At 71.8% G+C, this 16,612-nt stretch carries 17 protein-coding genes and 3 tRNA genes; 8 read left to right on the top strand and 12 right to left on the bottom strand.

The annotated features are described in order from the left end of the window. Positions 1–37: 37 nt before the first annotated feature. The 4 genes from ACIRVF_RS37990 to crcB (ACIRVF_RS37975) all read right to left on the bottom strand — a co-directional run bounded on the left by ACIRVF_RS37990 (position 38) and on the right by crcB (ACIRVF_RS37975) (position 2,097). Positions 38–676 carry a hypothetical protein gene (locus ACIRVF_RS37990; RefSeq protein ID WP_402828749.1) on the bottom strand — a complete coding sequence of 213 codons (639 nt, stop codon included), beginning with the start codon at positions 674–676 and terminating at the stop codon, positions 38–40. 229 nt (positions 677–905) lie between these two features. Beyond that, positions 906–1,280, bottom strand: a complete 375-nt coding sequence (gene crcB / locus ACIRVF_RS37985; protein WP_402828747.1) for a fluoride efflux transporter CrcB — start codon at positions 1,278–1,280, stop codon at positions 906–908. After that, positions 1,277–1,633 carry a DUF190 domain-containing protein gene (locus ACIRVF_RS37980; protein WP_402828745.1) on the bottom strand — a complete coding sequence of 119 codons (357 nt, stop codon included), beginning with the start codon at positions 1,631–1,633 and terminating at the stop codon, positions 1,277–1,279. Before ACIRVF_RS37980 ends, crcB (ACIRVF_RS37985) begins: the two co-directional genes overlap by 4 nt. Continuing rightward, positions 1,630–2,097, bottom strand: coding sequence for a fluoride efflux transporter CrcB (gene crcB, locus ACIRVF_RS37975; protein ID WP_402828743.1), 468 nt, complete (start codon positions 2,095–2,097; stop codon positions 1,630–1,632). The genes ACIRVF_RS37980 and crcB (ACIRVF_RS37975) overlap by 4 nt, the downstream gene beginning before the upstream one ends. A 71-nt stretch (positions 2,098–2,168) precedes the next feature. On the opposite strand from crcB (ACIRVF_RS37975), the gene ACIRVF_RS37970 reads away from it, so the two are divergent. From ACIRVF_RS37970 to ACIRVF_RS37955, 4 genes are all read left to right on the top strand, one after another. Beyond that, positions 2,169–2,510: a metallopeptidase family protein gene (locus ACIRVF_RS37970; protein ID WP_402828741.1), complete on the top strand. Its 342-nt coding sequence runs from the start codon at positions 2,169–2,171 to the stop codon at positions 2,508–2,510. Between the two features lie 101 nt (positions 2,511–2,611). Continuing rightward, positions 2,612–2,684, top strand: a tRNA-Glu gene (locus ACIRVF_RS37965). 54 nt (positions 2,685–2,738) lie between these two features. Then, positions 2,739–2,812, top strand: a tRNA-Asp gene (locus ACIRVF_RS37960). Positions 2,813–2,839: 27 nt separating this feature from the next. After that, positions 2,840–2,913: transfer RNA gene (locus ACIRVF_RS37955), tRNA-Phe, on the top strand. A 120-nt stretch (positions 2,914–3,033) separates the two neighbouring features. Here ACIRVF_RS37955 and ACIRVF_RS37950 read toward each other — a convergent pair. From ACIRVF_RS37950 to ACIRVF_RS37940, 3 genes are all read right to left on the bottom strand, one after another. Continuing rightward, positions 3,034–3,438, bottom strand: a complete 405-nt coding sequence (locus tag ACIRVF_RS37950) for a type II toxin-antitoxin system VapC family toxin (protein ID WP_402828739.1) — start codon at positions 3,436–3,438, stop codon at positions 3,034–3,036. After that, positions 3,435–3,665, bottom strand: a complete 231-nt coding sequence (locus ACIRVF_RS37945; protein WP_218203968.1) for a FitA-like ribbon-helix-helix domain-containing protein — start codon at positions 3,663–3,665, stop codon at positions 3,435–3,437. The genes ACIRVF_RS37950 and ACIRVF_RS37945 overlap by 4 nt, the downstream gene beginning before the upstream one ends. Positions 3,666–3,781: 116 nt before the next feature. After that, positions 3,782–4,918 (bottom strand): hypothetical protein, encoded by a 1,137-nt coding sequence (locus ACIRVF_RS37940; protein WP_402828737.1) that lies wholly within the window; start codon positions 4,916–4,918, stop codon positions 3,782–3,784. Positions 4,919–4,988: 70 nt separating this feature from the next. Here ACIRVF_RS37940 and ACIRVF_RS37935 point away from each other — a divergent pair, with 70 nt between their 5' ends. Next, positions 4,989–5,198, top strand: a complete 210-nt coding sequence (locus ACIRVF_RS37935) for a hypothetical protein (protein WP_402828735.1) — start codon at positions 4,989–4,991, stop codon at positions 5,196–5,198. A 455-nt stretch (positions 5,199–5,653) separates the two neighbouring features. Next, positions 5,654–7,387, top strand: coding sequence for an RICIN domain-containing protein (locus tag ACIRVF_RS37930; protein ID WP_402828733.1), 1,734 nt, complete (start codon positions 5,654–5,656; stop codon positions 7,385–7,387). A gap of 57 nt (positions 7,388–7,444) precedes the next feature. On the opposite strand, the gene ACIRVF_RS37925 is transcribed toward ACIRVF_RS37930, so the two are convergent. The 3 genes from ACIRVF_RS37925 to ACIRVF_RS37915 form a co-directional block, all read right to left on the bottom strand. Then, positions 7,445–8,959: a glycoside hydrolase family 28 protein gene (locus ACIRVF_RS37925; protein WP_402828731.1), complete on the bottom strand. Its 1,515-nt coding sequence runs from the start codon at positions 8,957–8,959 to the stop codon at positions 7,445–7,447. A 149-nt stretch (positions 8,960–9,108) separates the two neighbouring features. Further along, positions 9,109–9,549, bottom strand: coding sequence for a hypothetical protein (locus ACIRVF_RS37920; RefSeq protein ID WP_402828729.1), 441 nt, complete (start codon positions 9,547–9,549; stop codon positions 9,109–9,111). 452 nt (positions 9,550–10,001) lie between these two features. After that, positions 10,002–10,532 (bottom strand): SigE family RNA polymerase sigma factor, encoded by a 531-nt coding sequence (locus tag ACIRVF_RS37915; protein WP_402828727.1) that lies wholly within the window; start codon positions 10,530–10,532, stop codon positions 10,002–10,004. Positions 10,533–10,870: 338 nt separating this feature from the next. On the opposite strand from ACIRVF_RS37915, the gene ACIRVF_RS37910 reads away from it, so the two are divergent. Together ACIRVF_RS37910 and ACIRVF_RS37905 are read left to right on the top strand one after the other, a co-directional pair. Continuing rightward, on the top strand, positions 10,871–13,261 hold the full coding sequence (locus ACIRVF_RS37910) for a non-reducing end alpha-L-arabinofuranosidase family hydrolase (RefSeq protein ID WP_402828845.1): 2,391 nt from the start codon (positions 10,871–10,873) through the stop codon (positions 13,259–13,261). A gap of 318 nt (positions 13,262–13,579) precedes the next feature. Continuing rightward, positions 13,580–14,125: a Uma2 family endonuclease gene (locus tag ACIRVF_RS37905; protein ID WP_030289478.1), complete on the top strand. Its 546-nt coding sequence runs from the start codon at positions 13,580–13,582 to the stop codon at positions 14,123–14,125. A 140-nt stretch (positions 14,126–14,265) separates the two neighbouring features. Here the strand turns inward: ACIRVF_RS37905 and ACIRVF_RS37900 are convergent, their stop codons facing one another. Further along, positions 14,266–15,309: an alpha/beta hydrolase family protein gene (locus ACIRVF_RS37900; RefSeq protein ID WP_402828725.1), complete on the bottom strand. Its 1,044-nt coding sequence runs from the start codon at positions 15,307–15,309 to the stop codon at positions 14,266–14,268. A gap of 22 nt (positions 15,310–15,331) precedes the next feature. After that, positions 15,332–16,252, bottom strand: coding sequence for a zinc-binding dehydrogenase (locus ACIRVF_RS37895; RefSeq protein WP_402828723.1), 921 nt, complete (start codon positions 16,250–16,252; stop codon positions 15,332–15,334). Positions 16,253–16,612: the final 360 nt, after the last annotated feature.

The raw sequence follows: 16,612 nt of genomic DNA, 5'->3' as shown, positions 1-16,612 counted from the left end.
ACCCTCGGGATCGGAGGCAAATGCCCAGGCCAGCCCGCTATTGGGTGGCCGCCCGAGGGCTCGGGGCCGAGGAACCGGAGCTGCCGGCGGAGGGTTCCGGGCCCGGCGGGACGGTCGCGGCGGGCGTGGTGCGCTCGGGCGCGGGGGTGCTGGACGGGTGGGCGCTCGGCGTGGCCGACGGGGTCGCCGGGCCGCCGCCGGAACGGCCCTCGGCGGTACCGCCGGTGCCCGTCGAACCGCCGCCCGAGGAGCCGCCGGGGTGCGGTGCGGGGCTGGAATTCGCCCCGCCCGTCGAGGCGTTGCCGCCGGGCGCGCCCTCGGGAGCGGGCGCCCCGGGCACCGGGACCACGCCGGCCACCGTGCCGTTCGCGCCGGGCGTGAGCTCGCCCGGCGCGGCGGCCGTGGCCCCGGCCGGCGCGTTCTCGGCCTGCAGGCCCCCCTGGTGCTCCGCGCGCCCCGGGACGCCCCCCGGGTGCCCGGCGCCCGGCGAGGCCGAGGGACCGCCCGTCGCCCCCGGCCGGCCCGCCGGACCGGCCTGCCCGACCGGCGCCACCCCGCCGTGCTTCTCGTCCGCCGCCGGACCGACCGACATGCACCCCGTCAGCCCCAGCCCGGCCACCGCCAGCACCGCCGCCGCCCGTACCGCGCGCGACCGCAGCGCAGCCGGCTCCCGCACCGCCGCTCCCGATCGCACCGCCCGCACCGAAGCCACCGCGCTCACTCTCCTGCCGCCCCACCCGGGCCGCCCACTGGCGCGCGGCCGCTTTTCGGTGCCCAACGCGCGCCGGGCCCTGCGGGACACGGGTCGGTGCGGCAGTTCCCGGCCGCCGCAGGACGCCGGGACCCCGGAACCCCGGAACCCCAGCCGCCTCGGCCGCCTCAGCGCCCTCGGCCGCCTCAGCCCCTCAGCCCCAGATCGCCGAGGCCAGCTCCGCCCCCGCGTACACCGCCGCCAGCCCGGCCGCCAGGCTCCCGGCCACGTTCGCCAGCGCGTACCGCCCGGCGCCGGACTCGGCCAGCCTCAGCGTCTCGTACGAGAACGTCGAGTAGGTGGTCAGCGCCCCGCAGAAGCCCGTCCCGACCAGCAGTTGGACGTGCGAGGAGGCCGCGCCGGCCGTCACCGCCCCCGCCAGCAGGCCGAGCACCAGGCACCCGAACACGTTCACCGCGAAGGTGCCCCACGGGAACACCGAGTCGTGCCGGGACTGCACCGCCCGGTCGGTCAGGTACCGCAGCGGAGCGCCGACCACCGCGCCCGCCACCACCAGCAGCCAGTTCACTCCGAGCCCCCGCCCGCACCCCGGCCCCGGTAGTGGACGACCTCGCAGTGGTCCAGCAGCACCAGGCCCTCCGCGACCAGCTCCTCCAGCTGCGGCAGGAACGCCCGCACCCGGTCCTCCTCGTCCACGACCACCACCGCCACCGGCAGGTCCTCGCTCAGCGACAGCAGCCGCGCGGTGTGCACCAGCGAGGAGGCCCCGAACCCCTCGATCCCCCGGAACACGCTCGCCCCGGCCAGCCCGGCCGCCCGCGCCCGGTGCACGATCTCGCTGTACAGCGGGCGGTGGTGCCAGGTGTCGCTCTCGCCCACCAGCACGGTCAGCCGCAGCGCCGGGCCGCTCAGCCGGCTCACCGGGCACCGCCGCGGCGGATCACGCGCCGGGTCAGCGCCGCCGCCGCCCACACCGCGCCGAGCGCGCCCACCAGGGTCAGCCCCAGGTACGCCAGCCCGGGCCCCGGCCGCCCGGCCACCAGCAGCCGTCGGACGTCCACCGCGTACGTCGAGAAGGTGGTGAACCCGCCCAGCACCCCGGTGCCGAAGAACGGCCGCAGCAGCGGGTGCGCCGGGCGCCCCTCCGCGATCGCCACCAGGAACACCCCGATCACCGCGCAGCCGACCACGTTGACCAGCAGCGTCGTCCACGGGAAGGCCGACGGCCCGGTCTCCCAGCCCAGCCCGGCCGCGTACCGCGCCACCGCCCCGATCGCCCCGCCCACGGCGACCACCGCCACGGCCGGACCCTGCCCGCGCAGCACCGACGGCCGTTCGCGCACCGGCGTCGTCGTGCTCTCCACCGTGTCCTCCGAGGTCGCCACGAATCCCATCAAACACCGCTGCCCGCTGCCTGGCACACCGTCACCCGAGAGCCGACAATGATCCGGTGGAAATGACCCGGGAAGAGTTCGAGACGCTGGTCAGCGACGCCCTGGACCAGATCCCCCCGCAGCTCGCGGCCATGATGGACAACGTCGCGGTCTTCGTCGAGGACGAGCCCGACCCGAGCGACCCCGAACTCCTCGGCCTCTACGAGGGCACCCCGCTCACCGAGCGCGGCGAGTGGTACGCGGGCGTCCTGCCCGACCGGATCCTGATCTACCGCGGCCCCACCCTGCGGCACTGCGAGACCCACGAGCAGGTCGTCGAGGAGGTCCGCACCACCGTCATCCACGAGGTCGCCCACCACTTCGGCTTCGACGACCACGAGCTCGACGAACTCGGCTGGTCCTGACCCCCGCCCCGCCCGGCGCAAACCCGTTTTGGCGATCCGCCCCGAATCCCATATGCTTCTCGACGTCCCCGGAACGCTGGAAACAGCCGGACGGGCCGCAAGCCCTCATCGTCTAGTGGCCCAGGACGCCGCCCTTTCAAGGCGGTAGCACGGGTTCGAATCCCGTTGGGGGCACGCAGTACCGTAGTAAAGTCAGTGCCGCAAGACCTTAGTGGTTCGCCACTACCAGGTCCCGTGGAGCAGTTGGTTAGCTCGCCACCCTGTCAAGGTGGAGGTCGCGGGTTCAAGTCCCGTCGGGATCGCTCGTCTCGCAAGAGACGGTGCAGTACGGCCAGGTAGCTCAGTTGGTACGAGCGTCCGCCTGAAAAGCGGAAGGTCGCCGGTTCGACCCCGGCCCTGGCCACATTGCCTGACCAGGCACGATGCCCCCGAAGCGGATCGCTTCGGGGGCATTTTCGTGCCGTTTGACGCCAACGGCGCAGCGGGCGGTCGTTGCCCTGCTTCGGCCCGCCTTCACCAGCGGCTAGGCAAAGACCTCGATGGTGCACTTGGCCGCACCGCTGCGCTGGATTCGGGCATCGCTGGTGACGAGCGGCACGCCGAGGGTCTCTGCGAGCGCCACATACTGGGCGTCATATGCACTGATGTTGTGGTGCAGTTCTCGCACCCGCTGCCACAGGATCAGCGTCTCGTGTCGCGTGATGGCGAGTGCCTGGTAGTCGGCCATGGCCTTCACCGCTTCCTCCTCCGCGAGCTTGCCGCCCCGCACCATGCCGAAGAGAGCCGACACGAGTTCGTAGTCGAGCAGGCCAGGGGCGGCAAGCACATCTACCCCGCGGAGTCGGTCGCGGACGGCGTGGCCGGCGGGGCTGTGGTCGGTGAGCACCCGCACCAGCGCAGAGCAGTCAATGACAACGCTTGGATTCACCGACGCTCCCGCCCGTCATCGATCGCGGCGAGGATGTCAGAGGTACTGACGTCGGTACGGGTCTCCCGGTCAAGGCGGGCCATCATCTCGGCCAACGTCGGCGTGGCCGCCTCGCGGGTGACGAGGTCGAGCAGGTACGCCTGGAGGCTCTTCCCTGCCTTGGCCGCCTTGAGCTTGAGGGTTTCGAGAATCGGGTCCGGGACTTCACGAATCGTGATCGCAGTCATGCAGGCATTTTAGCTGCAACGCTTGCGAAATGCCTGCACGTGATATCCCAGCCGCTTGGTCACGGCCCAGGGGCCACCGGTGTCCCTCGGCGAGCCCCGTGAGTGGAGGGAAAGCATCAGCCTCGCAGGGCCCGGTCGTCGAGCCTGCGCAGCAGACCGGGCAGGTGCCGGTACTGCTCGCGGAGCGCGGCCAGTCGCTGCCGGAACTCAACGCCGCGTCCGACGTGGTCACAGGCATCACGGAGCTGGACCAGGAGGGCCACGGCGGTGTCGTAGCGAGCCGTCTGCTTGCGGGCGACGTGGTTCTCGATCTCGCGCCAGATCGCTTCCTCGTCGGCGGCCAGGGCGGTCAGCTTCGTCGCGCGCGCCTCGTCCCGAACCCGCTCGGCACGCCGCTGGCGCTCGGTGGCCCGGGTGCGTGCTGCGGCCAGCAGTTCTGCGGCCGAGCGCCGGCCCGGCGCGGTCACTGCAGACGGCTCGCCGAGCAAGCGGCGCAGGAACTCGGCTCTCGGCTGAGGCTCGTCGCCCAGTGCCAGGCGCAAGAGGATCTCGTCCTTGTCCTTCTCAGGAAGCGCGGCAATCAGCGGCGCCAGCTCCTTCTTCCCGGGCCGCTTCCGGGGCATGGGGGCGGGCGGGCTGGCCTCGGCGGCGACCGCCAGCAGGTCGGCGTCGACACGCAGGAAGTCCGCGAGCGCTCGCTGCGGTGCGGTGGGGCGGTCGAGACCGGCCGGGACCGGGGGCTCGACCGCTGCCAGATACTCATCCTCGCCGTCGTCGTCCTGCAGTTCCCAGGTGCCAATGGCGGACAGCCATGCAAGGTACAGGGCGCGGTGATCCCCGGAAGCCAGCTCGGCCGGTACCCCGGCGATGGCGCCGAGCGAGTCCTCCGCGCCCTCCTCCCAGTCCCCGCTCTCGTCCTCGCTGCGTAGGTCCAGAACGAGGTGGGTCTTGGTCGTCCATGCCTCGACGCACTCGTCGAAGCAGTACGGTTCCAGCGCCCGCAGCGTGAGCTGCCCCTTGGGCACGCGCAGGATCACCTGGTGGGTGCCCCAGTTGGTCAGGTAGAGATGAGCGTCGTAGTACTGCTCCACCATCTGCCTCGGATCACCGCGGAAGTCGCCCCACTGGTATTCGTTGGTGAAGCTGGTCGCGGTGATCCGGGCCCGGGTGGACAGCGCCCGCAGTTGCTCCTGCTCGTCGCTGGTCAGCGGCCGGTCGATCGCCAGGAACTCGTAGTACTGGTACTCACTCATCGCTGCGACCCTAGCGGGACCCCCGACACCCGATGATGAAATCCGCCAAGCCCGAGGCAGACAGGAAGCGATGATGGAACCCGAGCAGCCACGCACCGTCGAGCAGATCCGAGGTCTCGTCAGCTGGATCGGCGCGGGGCGCAAGCTCACCCAGACGGGCAAGGTCACCCTGGCGGATGCGCGGGCCCTGGTCACGCTCCTGGAGACCGGCAACACCATCGACCCGGCCGTCGGTGACAGGACCTTCAAGACCAAGTCCAGCGGGAGCTGTACCACCTGAACCTGCTGGTGGAATGGGCCAAGGCGGCCCGGCTGCTTCGGGTCACCGGCGGCCGCCTGGTGACCGCCAAGAGGAACGCGCGCCTACTGGAGGACCCCGACGCGTCCTCGACGCACTGTTCGAGGCCCTGCCGCGCATCGGCGCGGCGGTGCTCCCCTCCGGGTGGCTCGGCTCGGTGCTCGCTCACGGCGAAGAATCTCCGGCTCCTCGCGGCAACCTTTTCTGCCTCCGCGGCCACTCAGTGGTGTCCGGCCAAGTGGTTCGGTCAGATGCGACGGCTGAAAGAGAGCACAGACGTGTCCCTTGAACGAGAGCACAGAGACGTCCCCCGCCCACCCCACGCCGCCAGTGGCGCCGCACGGGTGGGCGGCCACGGGCGCGGAGCCCGTCCGTCGCATCGCGCCCGTCGGCTGTACCAGCGCCGGGGTTTCTGGGCGGCCGTCGGCCTGGCGGTCGTGGGCGCCACCGTGGCCGTGGTCAACACGGCCTCGGCGGGCACCGTGGCCGTGGACACGAACCCCTGGTACCTGCTGGTCAACCGCAGCACCGGCCAGGTGCTGGACGACTACGGCTACGGCGCGTACGACGGCGCCTCGGTGGTGCAGTGGAGCCGCACCGGCGAGGCGAACCAGCAGTGGAAGTTCATCGACGCGGGGGACGGGAACTACCGGCTGCAGAACCGGTACTCCGGAAAGGTGCTGGACGACTACGGCTGGTCGAAGGCCGAGGGCGCCCAGGTGCGGCAGTGGCGTGATCTGAACGGCGCCAACCAGCAGTTCCACCTGGAGAAGTCGTCGGACGGCTACGTCCGTCTGATCAACAGCTTCAACGGCAAGGCCGTCGAGGTCCCGCTCGGCTCCAAGGCCGACGGGGGCCAGATCGCCCAGTACCACGACTGGAACGGCGCCAACCAGCAGTGGCAGCTCGTCCCGGCCGGCAGCACCGGAGGCACCGGGAACGCGGGGGGCTCCGGCAGCAGCGCCACGCCCGCCGAACCCGCCACGCCCGCCAAACCCGCCACGCCGGGTGGCAGCGCTCCGACGGGCCAGGCCCCCAGCGGCAACCACCCGACATCGGCGCCGCCGGCGCCGGCCGGCGGCGGCAACAACTCGGCGAAGAGCTTCATGGGCAGCACCACCGTGCTCGTCGGCGGCTCGATGTCCGACGCATCGGCGAACGCCGCGCCGTTCGACGTGCAGTACGCCTACGTGCACAGCCAGCCCGCGCCCTCGTCCGACTACTACACGGCGGCCCGCTGCCAGGACGGGTGGACGGGCTGGTGGGGCTGCTGGAACGGCAGCACCACCGCGCCCGGCACGTACGTGACCTGGCGGGACGCCAAGGCGGCCCAGCAGACCTACCAGGGCAAGCCGCGCCCGCAGAAGTTCCTCTGGACCTGGTACTCGCTGCGCGACCTCGGCGACGCGGCGGGCCAGGGCGACGGTCCGGGCGAGGTCCAGGCCATCAACAGGACCGACCTGCTCACCCGGTACCTGAACGACTACCGCTTCTTCCTCCAGAAGATCGGCACCTCGCACGACATGATCGACCTCGAACCCGACTTCTGGGGCTACGTCCGGTCGCTCGGCGACCCGCACCAGGTCGCCGCGCAGGTCAAGGCCGCGGACCCGACGGACTGCGGATCGCAGGAGAACAGCGCCGCCGGTCTCGCCCAGTGCCTGATCTCGATGGCGCACAAGTACGCTCCGAACACCGCCGTCGGACTGCACCTGTCCTGCTTCGACTGGCAGCAGAACACCCCGCAGTGCGTCAAGGACTACGCCCACCTCGGCGCACAGAACGCCGACTTCCTGGCCACCGACGTGTCGGACCGCGACGCGGGCTGGTACGCGCAGCCCGCCCACGGCGGCCTCGACAAGTTCTGGACCGAGCAGAAGGCCGCCGCCCAGCTGTCGTTCTACAGGACGATGGCCGAGTCGGTGGGCAAGCCGGTGGTCCTGTGGCAGATCCCCGTGGGCAACATGGCGCAGAACAACACGCTCAACCACTACAAGGACGACAAGGTGGACTGGTTCTTCGCGCACATGGACCAGGTGGCGAACGCGCACATCGCCGGCCTGCTCTTCGGACCGGGGCAGCAGGAACAGACCACGGCCGAGACCGACGGCGGCAACCTGATCAACAAGACGACCGCGTACCGCAACTCGGGCGGTACAGCGCTCAAGTAGGCGGAAGAACGACTGCGGCCCCGCCTCCTCGGCGGGGCCGCAGTCGTTCCGGTGGCGTCAGAGGGCGGGGAAGGCGGGGAAGGAGCAGGCGGGGGCCGCGCCCGGGCCGTCGGCGGTGGTCAGGGTGACGTCGGGCCCGGACGGGTGGAGGTTGGTGTCGGCGGCGGTGATGCGGGCGTTGGCGGCGGTCACCGTGGTGACGTCGAGGTTGACGTGCCGCAGGGTCAGTTCGAGCGGGCGGGTCCTGTCCAGTCCGACGAGGGTGGATTTCGCGCCCTTGGGGGAGTGGGTCGCGGTGACCCCGTCGACGGTGATCCCGGTGAACCAGGGGACGTTGGGGCCGCTGCCGCCGGAGTAGTGGGTGTCGAGGACGAGCGGGGCGCGGACGGCGTCGAGGCAGGTGTTCAGGTAGGTGACGCCGGTGACCCTGCCGCCGTTGGCGGGGGAGCTCTTGATGCGGATCCCGGTGCTGGAGCCGCTGGTGTTGCCGAGGGCGTCGGTGCCGGTGAGGGTGTTGTCGCGGAAGAGGACGTTGGTCACGCCGCTGGTGGTCTCGCTGCCGATGGAGATGCCGTGGGTGCCGTAGAAGTGGTTGTTCGACACGGTGATGTTGCTGCTGGGCCGGTTGCCGCCCTTGATGGCGATGCCGTCGTCGCCGTCCATGATGGAGGAGTCGGTGATGGTGACGTTGGTGGCGCCGGCCGGGTCGATGCCGTCGGTGTTGCGGGCGGTGGCGGGGGTCTTGATGCGTACGCCCCAGGCGGTGAAGCCGTTGCCGCCGTTGTAGACGACGTGGAAGTTGGGGGAGTTCAGCAGGTCGACGTGGTAGAGGGTGAAGTTGTCGGAGTTGTCGGCCTGGATCAGGCGGGGGTTGTTCTGGTTGGAGCCGGCTTTCTGGGCGTCGGTGGCGAGCTGCCACCAGCTGGTGGTGGTGCCGAGGACGGTCTGGTCGCCGCGGCCGTCGATGCGGCCCTGGCTGCCGTCGGGGGCGCGGACGGCCTCGATGCCGGCGTTGGCTCCGGCGACGCTGATCAGGGGTTTGCAGCCGCCCCCGGAGGAGGCGAGGGTGCCGCAGCGCGGCTTGCCGCTGACCTGGTAGTCGGCGGGGTTGCGTGAGCCGTAGAGGGTGACACCGCTGTCCAGCAGCAGGACTTCGCCCTGGTGGACGGCCAGCGGTCCGGTGAGGAAGGCGTTGTGGCCGGAGTCCGTCGCCTGCAGGCGGACGGCCACGGTCTGTTGTCCGGTCCGGGCGCAGGTGTCGAGGGCATGCTGGATGCGGATCGTGTCCGGTGGGGTGGCCTCGCTGCCCTGGTCGGCTGTGCGGGTGGGCATGGTCCGGGCGGCGGGAACGGTGGCACAGACGCTGGTGGGCAGTGCGGGCTCCGTGACATGGCGGGTGTCCCCGGTCGCGGTTGCGGCCGGCCCGGCCGCTCGCGTGTGGGCCTTCGGGGTCGGGGCAGCCTGGGCGATCAGGGGGACGGTGGCGCCCAGGACGGCGAGGACTCCGGCGGTGGCGAGCACGCGACGGGTCGGCGGGCGTCGGCGGTGTGTGCGTCGGTCGAGATCTGGCAACGGTCCGTCCTTCTGGAGCCGGCGGCCCGCGGGCGCGGGCCGGATTCCCCATCAGTTGCCGTCGGAGCACAAAAGGTTGCCGTGCGGGAGCACGCGTTCCTTCCGGCCGGGCGCGCCGCCTCCGGACGCGCCGCCTCCGGACGCGCGTCTCACCGCGGGGAGGAGAGGTGCCCCCCGACGGCGAGGGCGCCTTCGGAGTCCGAGGCGTCCGCACGGTAGGTGTCGTCCCTTGGATCCCGCTGGCCCGTGGCGTGGTTGTACTGGGCCGCGAAGACGTGCTGCCCCGCCGGCACGGTGCAGCCGGGCTTGAGCGTCCAGCGGTAGACCAGCGCACCGCCCTGGTCCTGCACGGTGACGGAGAACCAGTCGGCGGGCAGCGTCTGCCAGTAGCCCGTGTTCTGCACCCCGCCGGTCTGGGCGATCCGCAGCTCGACGGTGAGGGTGGCGAGCGGCTGGGTGGTCCTGAGCGTGAGGTTGCTCTGCGCCCAGTAGATCGTGCTGTGGGGGTCGACGGAGCCGTCCGATGACAGGGCTCCCTGCTGGGCCTGCGTGCTGCCGGACGGTGACCGGCTCGGATTGCCCGTCGGCACGGTCGGGGTCGGTCCACCCGTCGGCACGCTCGGGGCCGGCCTGCCAGACGACGCGTTCGGGGTGGAGCCACCCGTCGGCACGGTCGGGGCCGGTCCACCCGTCGGCACGCTCGGGGCCGGTCCACCCGTCGGCGCGTTCGGGGCCGGGCTGCCGGTGGGCGGGACGAAGGGCGTAGGACTCACCGTCGCCGTCGCGGTCGATGTGGGAGCGGTCGCGATGTCGGGCCGTGGTGGCGAACTCCGGACCACGGCGGCGACTGCCACCCCGACGGCCAGGATGCCGGCCGTGGCAACGGACACGAGAGCCGCCTTCGGCCAGGACCGCCCCATCCGTGGCCGGAGGGGGCGGGTTGCGGCGGGTGTCATGCCGCGTTCCATCCGAGCCCGGATCCGGTCGCGGTCGGGCTGATGCTGCTCGGCGGCATCGCGAAGCAGTCCGGCGACCTCCTCGTTCAACGACTCCCCCTGCCCGTCACCAGTGCTCCGGCCACGCGTGCGCCCAGCATCCGTTCCAGCTCGGCCGTACCCTTCGAGGTCCGGCTCCTCACCGTACCGACCGACACTCCCAGAGCCAGCGCCGTGTCCCGCTCCGACAGGTCGAAGGCGTGCCGCAGCACCACGCACACCCGCTTGCGGAACGGCAACCACGCCAAGGCCGTCCTCACGTCCACCGCGGCAGCCGCGTCCGGGCCCTCGATCCGCGCCGACCGGGTGGACCGGAACAGGGTGATCCGCCGCCTTTCACGCACCGAACGCCGGATTCGGGCCCGCGCCAGCTCGGCCACGACGCCCCGCGCGTACGCGAGCCGCTGCTCCGCTGCGCGCAGCCGGTCCCACCGCCGCCACAGAGCGAGCAGCGCATCGGCCGCCAGGTCGTCGGCCGCATCCGGGTCGCCCGTCAGAAGGGCGGCTAGCCTGGACAGTTCGGCGTAATGGCGTTCGAAGAATCCATGGAACTCCGCGGACGCATCATCGAAGAGCATGTCCGTCGGCAGCCTCTCAGTGCGTTGTTGGCGCTCACATCCGAAAGCGGGGGAGCGGCAGCCTACCAATCGGTAGCCTGCCCCGGTTCATCGCGTGGCCTCTGTCCACGCACGTCATCGCCGCGGAATCCCCCGACTTGATGGACACATGACACAACGAGCGGCGCGGCCGTGCCCATCCGTCCGAAGGAAGATTCTCCTTTCCTGACGGCAACCTTCCCGTGCGCCGCGGCAACTGACGGTCAACCGGGGCATTAGACGGAGGCCCCCAGCGCCAGAAGGACAAGCCTTTGCCAGATCAGAACCGCTCTCATCGCCGCCGTCCGGCAACCCGCCGCGTGCTCGCCGCCGCCGTTGTCCTCGCTGCCGTGGGTGCCGCCGTACCCCTGGTCGCTCAGGCCGCGTTCACGTCGAACTCCGGCACGCCCACCACGCTGGGCGCGGCGGCGTCCGGCAGCGGCCGCTACTTCGGCACGGCGGTGGCCGCGGGCAGGCTCGGGGACTCGACGTACTCCACCATCCTCGACCGGGAGTTCAACGCGATAACCCCCGAGAACGAGATGAAGTGGGACAGCACCGAACCCTCCCGGGGCTCGTTCAACTTCGGCCCCGCCGACGCGATCGTCGGCCACGCCGCCGCGCACGGCCAGAAGGTGCGCGGCCACACCCTGGTCTGGCACTCCCAGCTGCCCGGCTGGGTCGGCTCGATCAACGACGCCAACACCCTGCGCAGCGTGATGGACGACCACATCACGCAGGAGATGACCCACTACAAGGGCAAGATCTACGCCTGGGACGTGGTGAACGAGGCGTTCGCCGACGGCCCCAGCGGCCAGCACCGCGGCTCGGTGTTCCAGAACGTGCTGGGCAACGGCTTCATCGAAGAGGCGTTCCGCACCGCCCGGCGCGCCGATCCCGGGGCGAAGCTCTGCTACAACGACTACAACATCGAGAACTGGTCCGACGCCAAGACCCAGGGCGTCTACGGCATGGTCAAGGACTTCAAGTCCCGTGGCGTGCCGATCGACTGCGTCGGGTTCCAGAGCCACTTCGGCGCGGGCGGCCCACCGGCGAACTTCCGGACCACGCTGTCGAGCTTCGCCGCGCTCGGCGTGGACGTCCAGATCACCGAGCTCGACATCGCCCAGGCCCCCGCGAGCGCGTACACCGACACCGTCCGGGACTGCCTCGACGTCGCCCGCTGCACGGGCATCTCGGTGTGGGGCATCCGCGACAGCGACTCGTGGCGCGGCGGTGAGAACCCGCTGCTGTTCGACGCCGGTGGCAACAAGAAGCCCGCCTACGCCGCAGCGCTCAATGCCCTCGGCGGCGGGAGCAGCAACGGTGGCGGCGGCGCACAGGGCGGGGGCATCACGTCCGGCACCGTCTACTCGCTCGCCGCGGCGGTCGGCGGACGCGTCCTGGACGAGCCCGCCGGGCAGAACGGCAACGGCACCCCGCTCCAGGTGTGGGACGCCAACGGCGACGCGGCCAACCAGCACTGGCGCGCCGACCGCAACGGCGACGGCTCCTACACGTTCACCAACCTCGCCAGCGGCCGGGTCCTGGACCAGCCCAGCGGCCGGACGGCCAACGGCACGAAGCTGCTGGTCTGGGACGCCAACGGCGGTGCCAACCAGCACTGGCGCGCCGACCGCAACGCCGACGGCTCCTACACCCTGATCAACGTCGCCAGCGGCCGGGCACTCGAACTCCCCGGCGGCCAGAGCGCCAACGGCACCTCCGTCCAGGTCTGGGACTCCTGGGGCGCCGCCAACCAGCACTGGAACCTCGGCTCGTCCGCACCGACGGCCGGCGGCACCTGCACCCTCCCGTCGACGTACCACTGGTCCTCGACCGGCGCGCTGGCGCAGCCGGCCAACGGCTGGTCCGCGGTGAAGGACTTCACCGACGTGGTCTACAACGGCAAGCACCTGGTCTACGCGTCGAACGTGAACGGCTCCTCGTACGGCTCGATGATGTTCAGCCCCTTCACGAACTGGTCCGACATGGCCTCGGCCCCCCAGACCGGGATGGGCCAGGCCGCGGTGGCGCCGACGCTGTTCTACTTCGCGCCGAAGAACATCTGGGTGCTGGCCTACCAGTGGGGCCAGTGGCCGTTCGTCTACCGCACGTCCAGCGACCCGACCAACCCCAACGGCTGGTCCGCGCCGCAGCCGCTGTTCACCGGCAGCATCCCCAACTCCGGCACCGGCCCGATCGACCAGACGCTGATCGCCGACGACCAGAACATGTACCTGTTCTTCGCCGGTGACAACGGCAGCATCTACCGGGCGAGCATGCCCATCGGCAACTTCCCCGGCAACTTCGGCTCCTCCTACACCACGGTCATGAGCGACTCGGAGAAGAACCTCTTCGAGGCCCCGCAGGTCTACAAGGTCAAGGGCCAGAACCAGTACCTGATGATCGTCGAGGCCCGCGGCGCGAACGAGCAGCGCTACTTCCGCTCCTTCACCGCCTCCAGCCTGAACGGCTCCTGGACGCCGCAGGCCGCGAGCGAGAACAACCCCTTCGCGGGCAAGGCCAACAGCGGTGCCACCTGGACCAACGACATCAGCCACGGCGACCTGGTCCGCAACAACCCCGACCAGACCATGACCATCGACCCCTGCAACCTCCAGCTCCTCTACCAGGGCAAGTCCCCCACCGCGACCGGCTCCTACGACCGACTGCCGTGGCGGCCCGGCGTCCTCACACTCCAGCGCTGACCCCGCCTGATCCACGCTGATGGCGATCGGGCGCGGCCCGCCGGCGCGTAACCGAGCGGTTCACGCCGCGGGCGGCTCCACCCGTTGACCGTCACTCACCGCATCGAGGAACCCCAGCCGTGCGACGGCTGGGGTTCCTCCTTCGTGGACCTCCATCGCGGGTAGCCGAAGCGTTCAGCCGCAGCACGTCGCTCTCGTCCCGGGCGTAGGGCGAAAACGTCCGTGGGAGTCTCGGAACACCGCGCACGAAGGCCGTCACAGCCCCAGCGCCGGACTACTCTGAGGGTGTTGCCCGGCACACCCCAGGAGACACCGCGCATGAACCCGGAGCACTTCGCACTTCTCGAAGAAGCCCGCCGGAGCCTGCCCGACGGCTTCAAGGTGGAAATCTCGGGCGACACCATCGTCATGATGGTCAGCCCCTCGGGCATCCACCAGCGAAACCTGCTACTGGTCCGCCGCCAGTTCGACAGGCACGCCCCGGTCGACCTGCTGCCGAGTGAGAACACCGACCTCGTCTCGCCCAACGTCGGCAAGAGCCGCAACCCGGACCTGACATACCTTCCGAGCGAGGCGCTGGAAACGTCCGACAACCAGGTCCCGTCCGAGCTCGCCGCAGTCGCCGTCGAGCTGGTCTCCCCCTCGAACCCGGAGAACGACTGGGTGGGAAAGGTTCGCGACTACCCCCTGATGGGCATCCCGCTGTACTTGCTGGTCGACGCCAGGCAGAAGACCGTGACCCTGTTCAGCCGACCCGACGGTACGAAGTACCACCGCCGTGAGGACGTCGACTTCGGCGAGACGCTGCGCATCCCCGAGCCGTTCGACTTCGACCTGGTCACGAGCGACCTGCTGCCGTACTGATCCGCGCCGGCCCGTGCTCCCCGCCGCCGGTTGACGCTGACGCCAACCGATCCGGACGACGGCGCTCGACAGCGGCCTTCCCCGGACGGCAGAGGTGATCAGGCCGGGGGCGTTCCCCTCCCCAGCCGCCTGACCGCCCCTCACCGGGCGAGTCGGGCGGTGAGCCAGTCGGCGGTGGCCGGGAGCCAGTCGGGGAGGGCGGTGCCGAGCAGGTGGTTGCCGTGCGGGACGAGCAGCAGTTCGGCGTTCGGGGCCCGCTCGGCGAGGACAGTGGCACTGGTGACGCCGGGGATGCGGTCCTCACCGCCCTCGACCACCAGCAACGGGAGGGTGATCGTCGGCGCGAGCTCGGTCAGGTCGAGCCGGTCGGCGAAGGCCCGGGCCGCCTCGGGGCCGCCGCAGCGCTGGCCGAGCGTCTCGGTGACGAACGGCACCAGGCCCGCCCAGTCCAGCCGGTACGGCCCGCTGACCGCCACCGCGGCGCGCAGCCGCGGCTCGTGGGCGGCGGCCATCGCCGCGTAGTAGCCGCCCAGGCTGAGCCCGACCACCGCGGTGCGGCCGAGATCCAGACCGTCGTGCGCCGCGAGCGCGTCCAGCGCCCGGCCCACCACCCGGTGGTAGTCGGGCTCCGGCGCACTGCCGGCGGCCAGGACGCCCTGCCCCGGCCCGTCGATCGCCAGCACGGCGGCCCCCCTGGCCAGCAGCGCGTCGGCGAGCGCGTGGAACTCCTCCTTCCCCGAGTCCATGCCCGGCACGATCAGCACCACCGGGCCGCCACCCGCCGCCGGCCGCCGCAGCCAGCCCGCGAAGCCCTCGCCCTCGACCCGCGCCGCCTCCGGCTCCAGCAGCGCCAACGACCGCCCCATCGCCTCGTCGGCCTCGGCGGCCAGCCGGGCGGCGCCGGCCCGGTCGGGGTGCGGCATCAGTCCGGCCGCGTGGAACCAGCGGGCGGCACTGCGGTAGGCGCCGCCCGCGGTGACCGTACGCCCCTGGGCGGCGGCGGCCCCGGCCTCGGCGGCGTACCGGCGCCCGACGGCCCCGAACGCGGCCGGCCAGTCGCGCAGCGAACCCAGCGACCCGGTCACCCGGTCGTACTCGTACAGGTCGAGACCGGCACCGTGGGCGCGCGGTCGGGTCTCCGCGATGAACGCGGGCAGCAGACCAGGGGTGTCGACGAATGACACGATGAGAGTTCCTTTCCGGCAATCAGGCGACGGTCAGCACGGCCTTGCCGCGGATCCGCCGGTCGCGCAGGTCGGTGAGGGTGGTCGCGGTCCGCTCCCAGGGCGCGACCAGGCCGATCTCCGGGGTCAGCCGGCCGGCCGCCACCAGCCGCACCAGGGTGGCCAGGTCCTCGCCGTCCGGGACGTCCGAGTCGGCGTAGTGGAAGTGCCGCAGGACGGCCGACTCCGGCCCGGCGAAGAAGTCGAAGAAGTTCAGCGTGGCCGGCGTGCGCGAGGCCTGCCCGAACCAGACCAGAGTGCCCCGCCGGGCCAACCGGGCCAGCGCCAGCGGCAGGTTCGCCCCACCGGTGGACTCCAGCACCAGGTCGTACGGCCCCCGGGCCTCGCCCAGCTCGTGCACCACCTCGGCCGCCCCCAGCTCGGCCAGCCTCCGACCGCGCTCCGGAGAAGCCGTGACGACGGTCAACTCGGCCCCCGCCGCCGCTGCCAGCTCCGTGAAGTAGTGCCCCACCCCACCGGACGCCCCGGTCAACAGCACCCGCCGCCCGGCCACCGCCCCCACCGTCCGCAACAGCCGCAGCGCCGTCAGCCCCGCCAACGGCAGCGCAGCCGCCCGAACGGCATCCACACCGTCCGGCAGCTCCGCCACCGAGGACACCGGCACACACACGTACTCCGCCCACCCCGCCGCCGGCGGGTGCCCCACCACCCGCCGACACACCGCAGGCCCCGACCCGTCAGCCGCAGCCTGCACCACCAGCCCGGCCACGTCCTTCCCCGGCCGCCACCCGTCCCCCGGCGCCTCCAGCTGGAACGTCTCCCCCCGGTTCACCGAGAACGCCTCCACCTTCACCAACACCTCCCCCGGCCCCGGCCGCGGCTGCTCCACCTCCGCGAACCGCACCGGCTCCCCCGCATCCCCCGTAGCCACCAGCGCCTTCATCCCCACTCCTCACCTCACCGGAGCCCCCACTCCACCGCCCCCACCACCCCCGGGTCCAACAACCACCGGACACCCACGACAACCACCAGCTGTCACCCCCTCCGGCACCCCACCACCCCCACCCCGTGGGCACACGAGCAACCCCCACGCGCCCACACCCCTCCCCCTCCGTGGGCACACGAGCACCCCCCCACGCGCCCACACCCCTCCCCCCACCCCCGGGCGCGCGAGCAACGCCCCGCGCGCCACCCCCCTCCCCCTCCCACCCGACCAAGGCGAGAGGGACGCGCTGCGGGAGGGGGCGGTGGAGGGGGTGGGTGCGGAAGGGGGCGTTGCGGGTGATTTTCAGACTGCCAACGG

Source organism: Kitasatospora sp. NPDC101157 (genome assembly GCF_044768255.1).
In the GTDB taxonomy this organism is placed as follows: Bacteria; Actinomycetota; Actinomycetes; order Streptomycetales; family Streptomycetaceae; genus Kitasatospora.
This window is presented reverse-complemented; position numbering and strand designations above follow the sequence as displayed.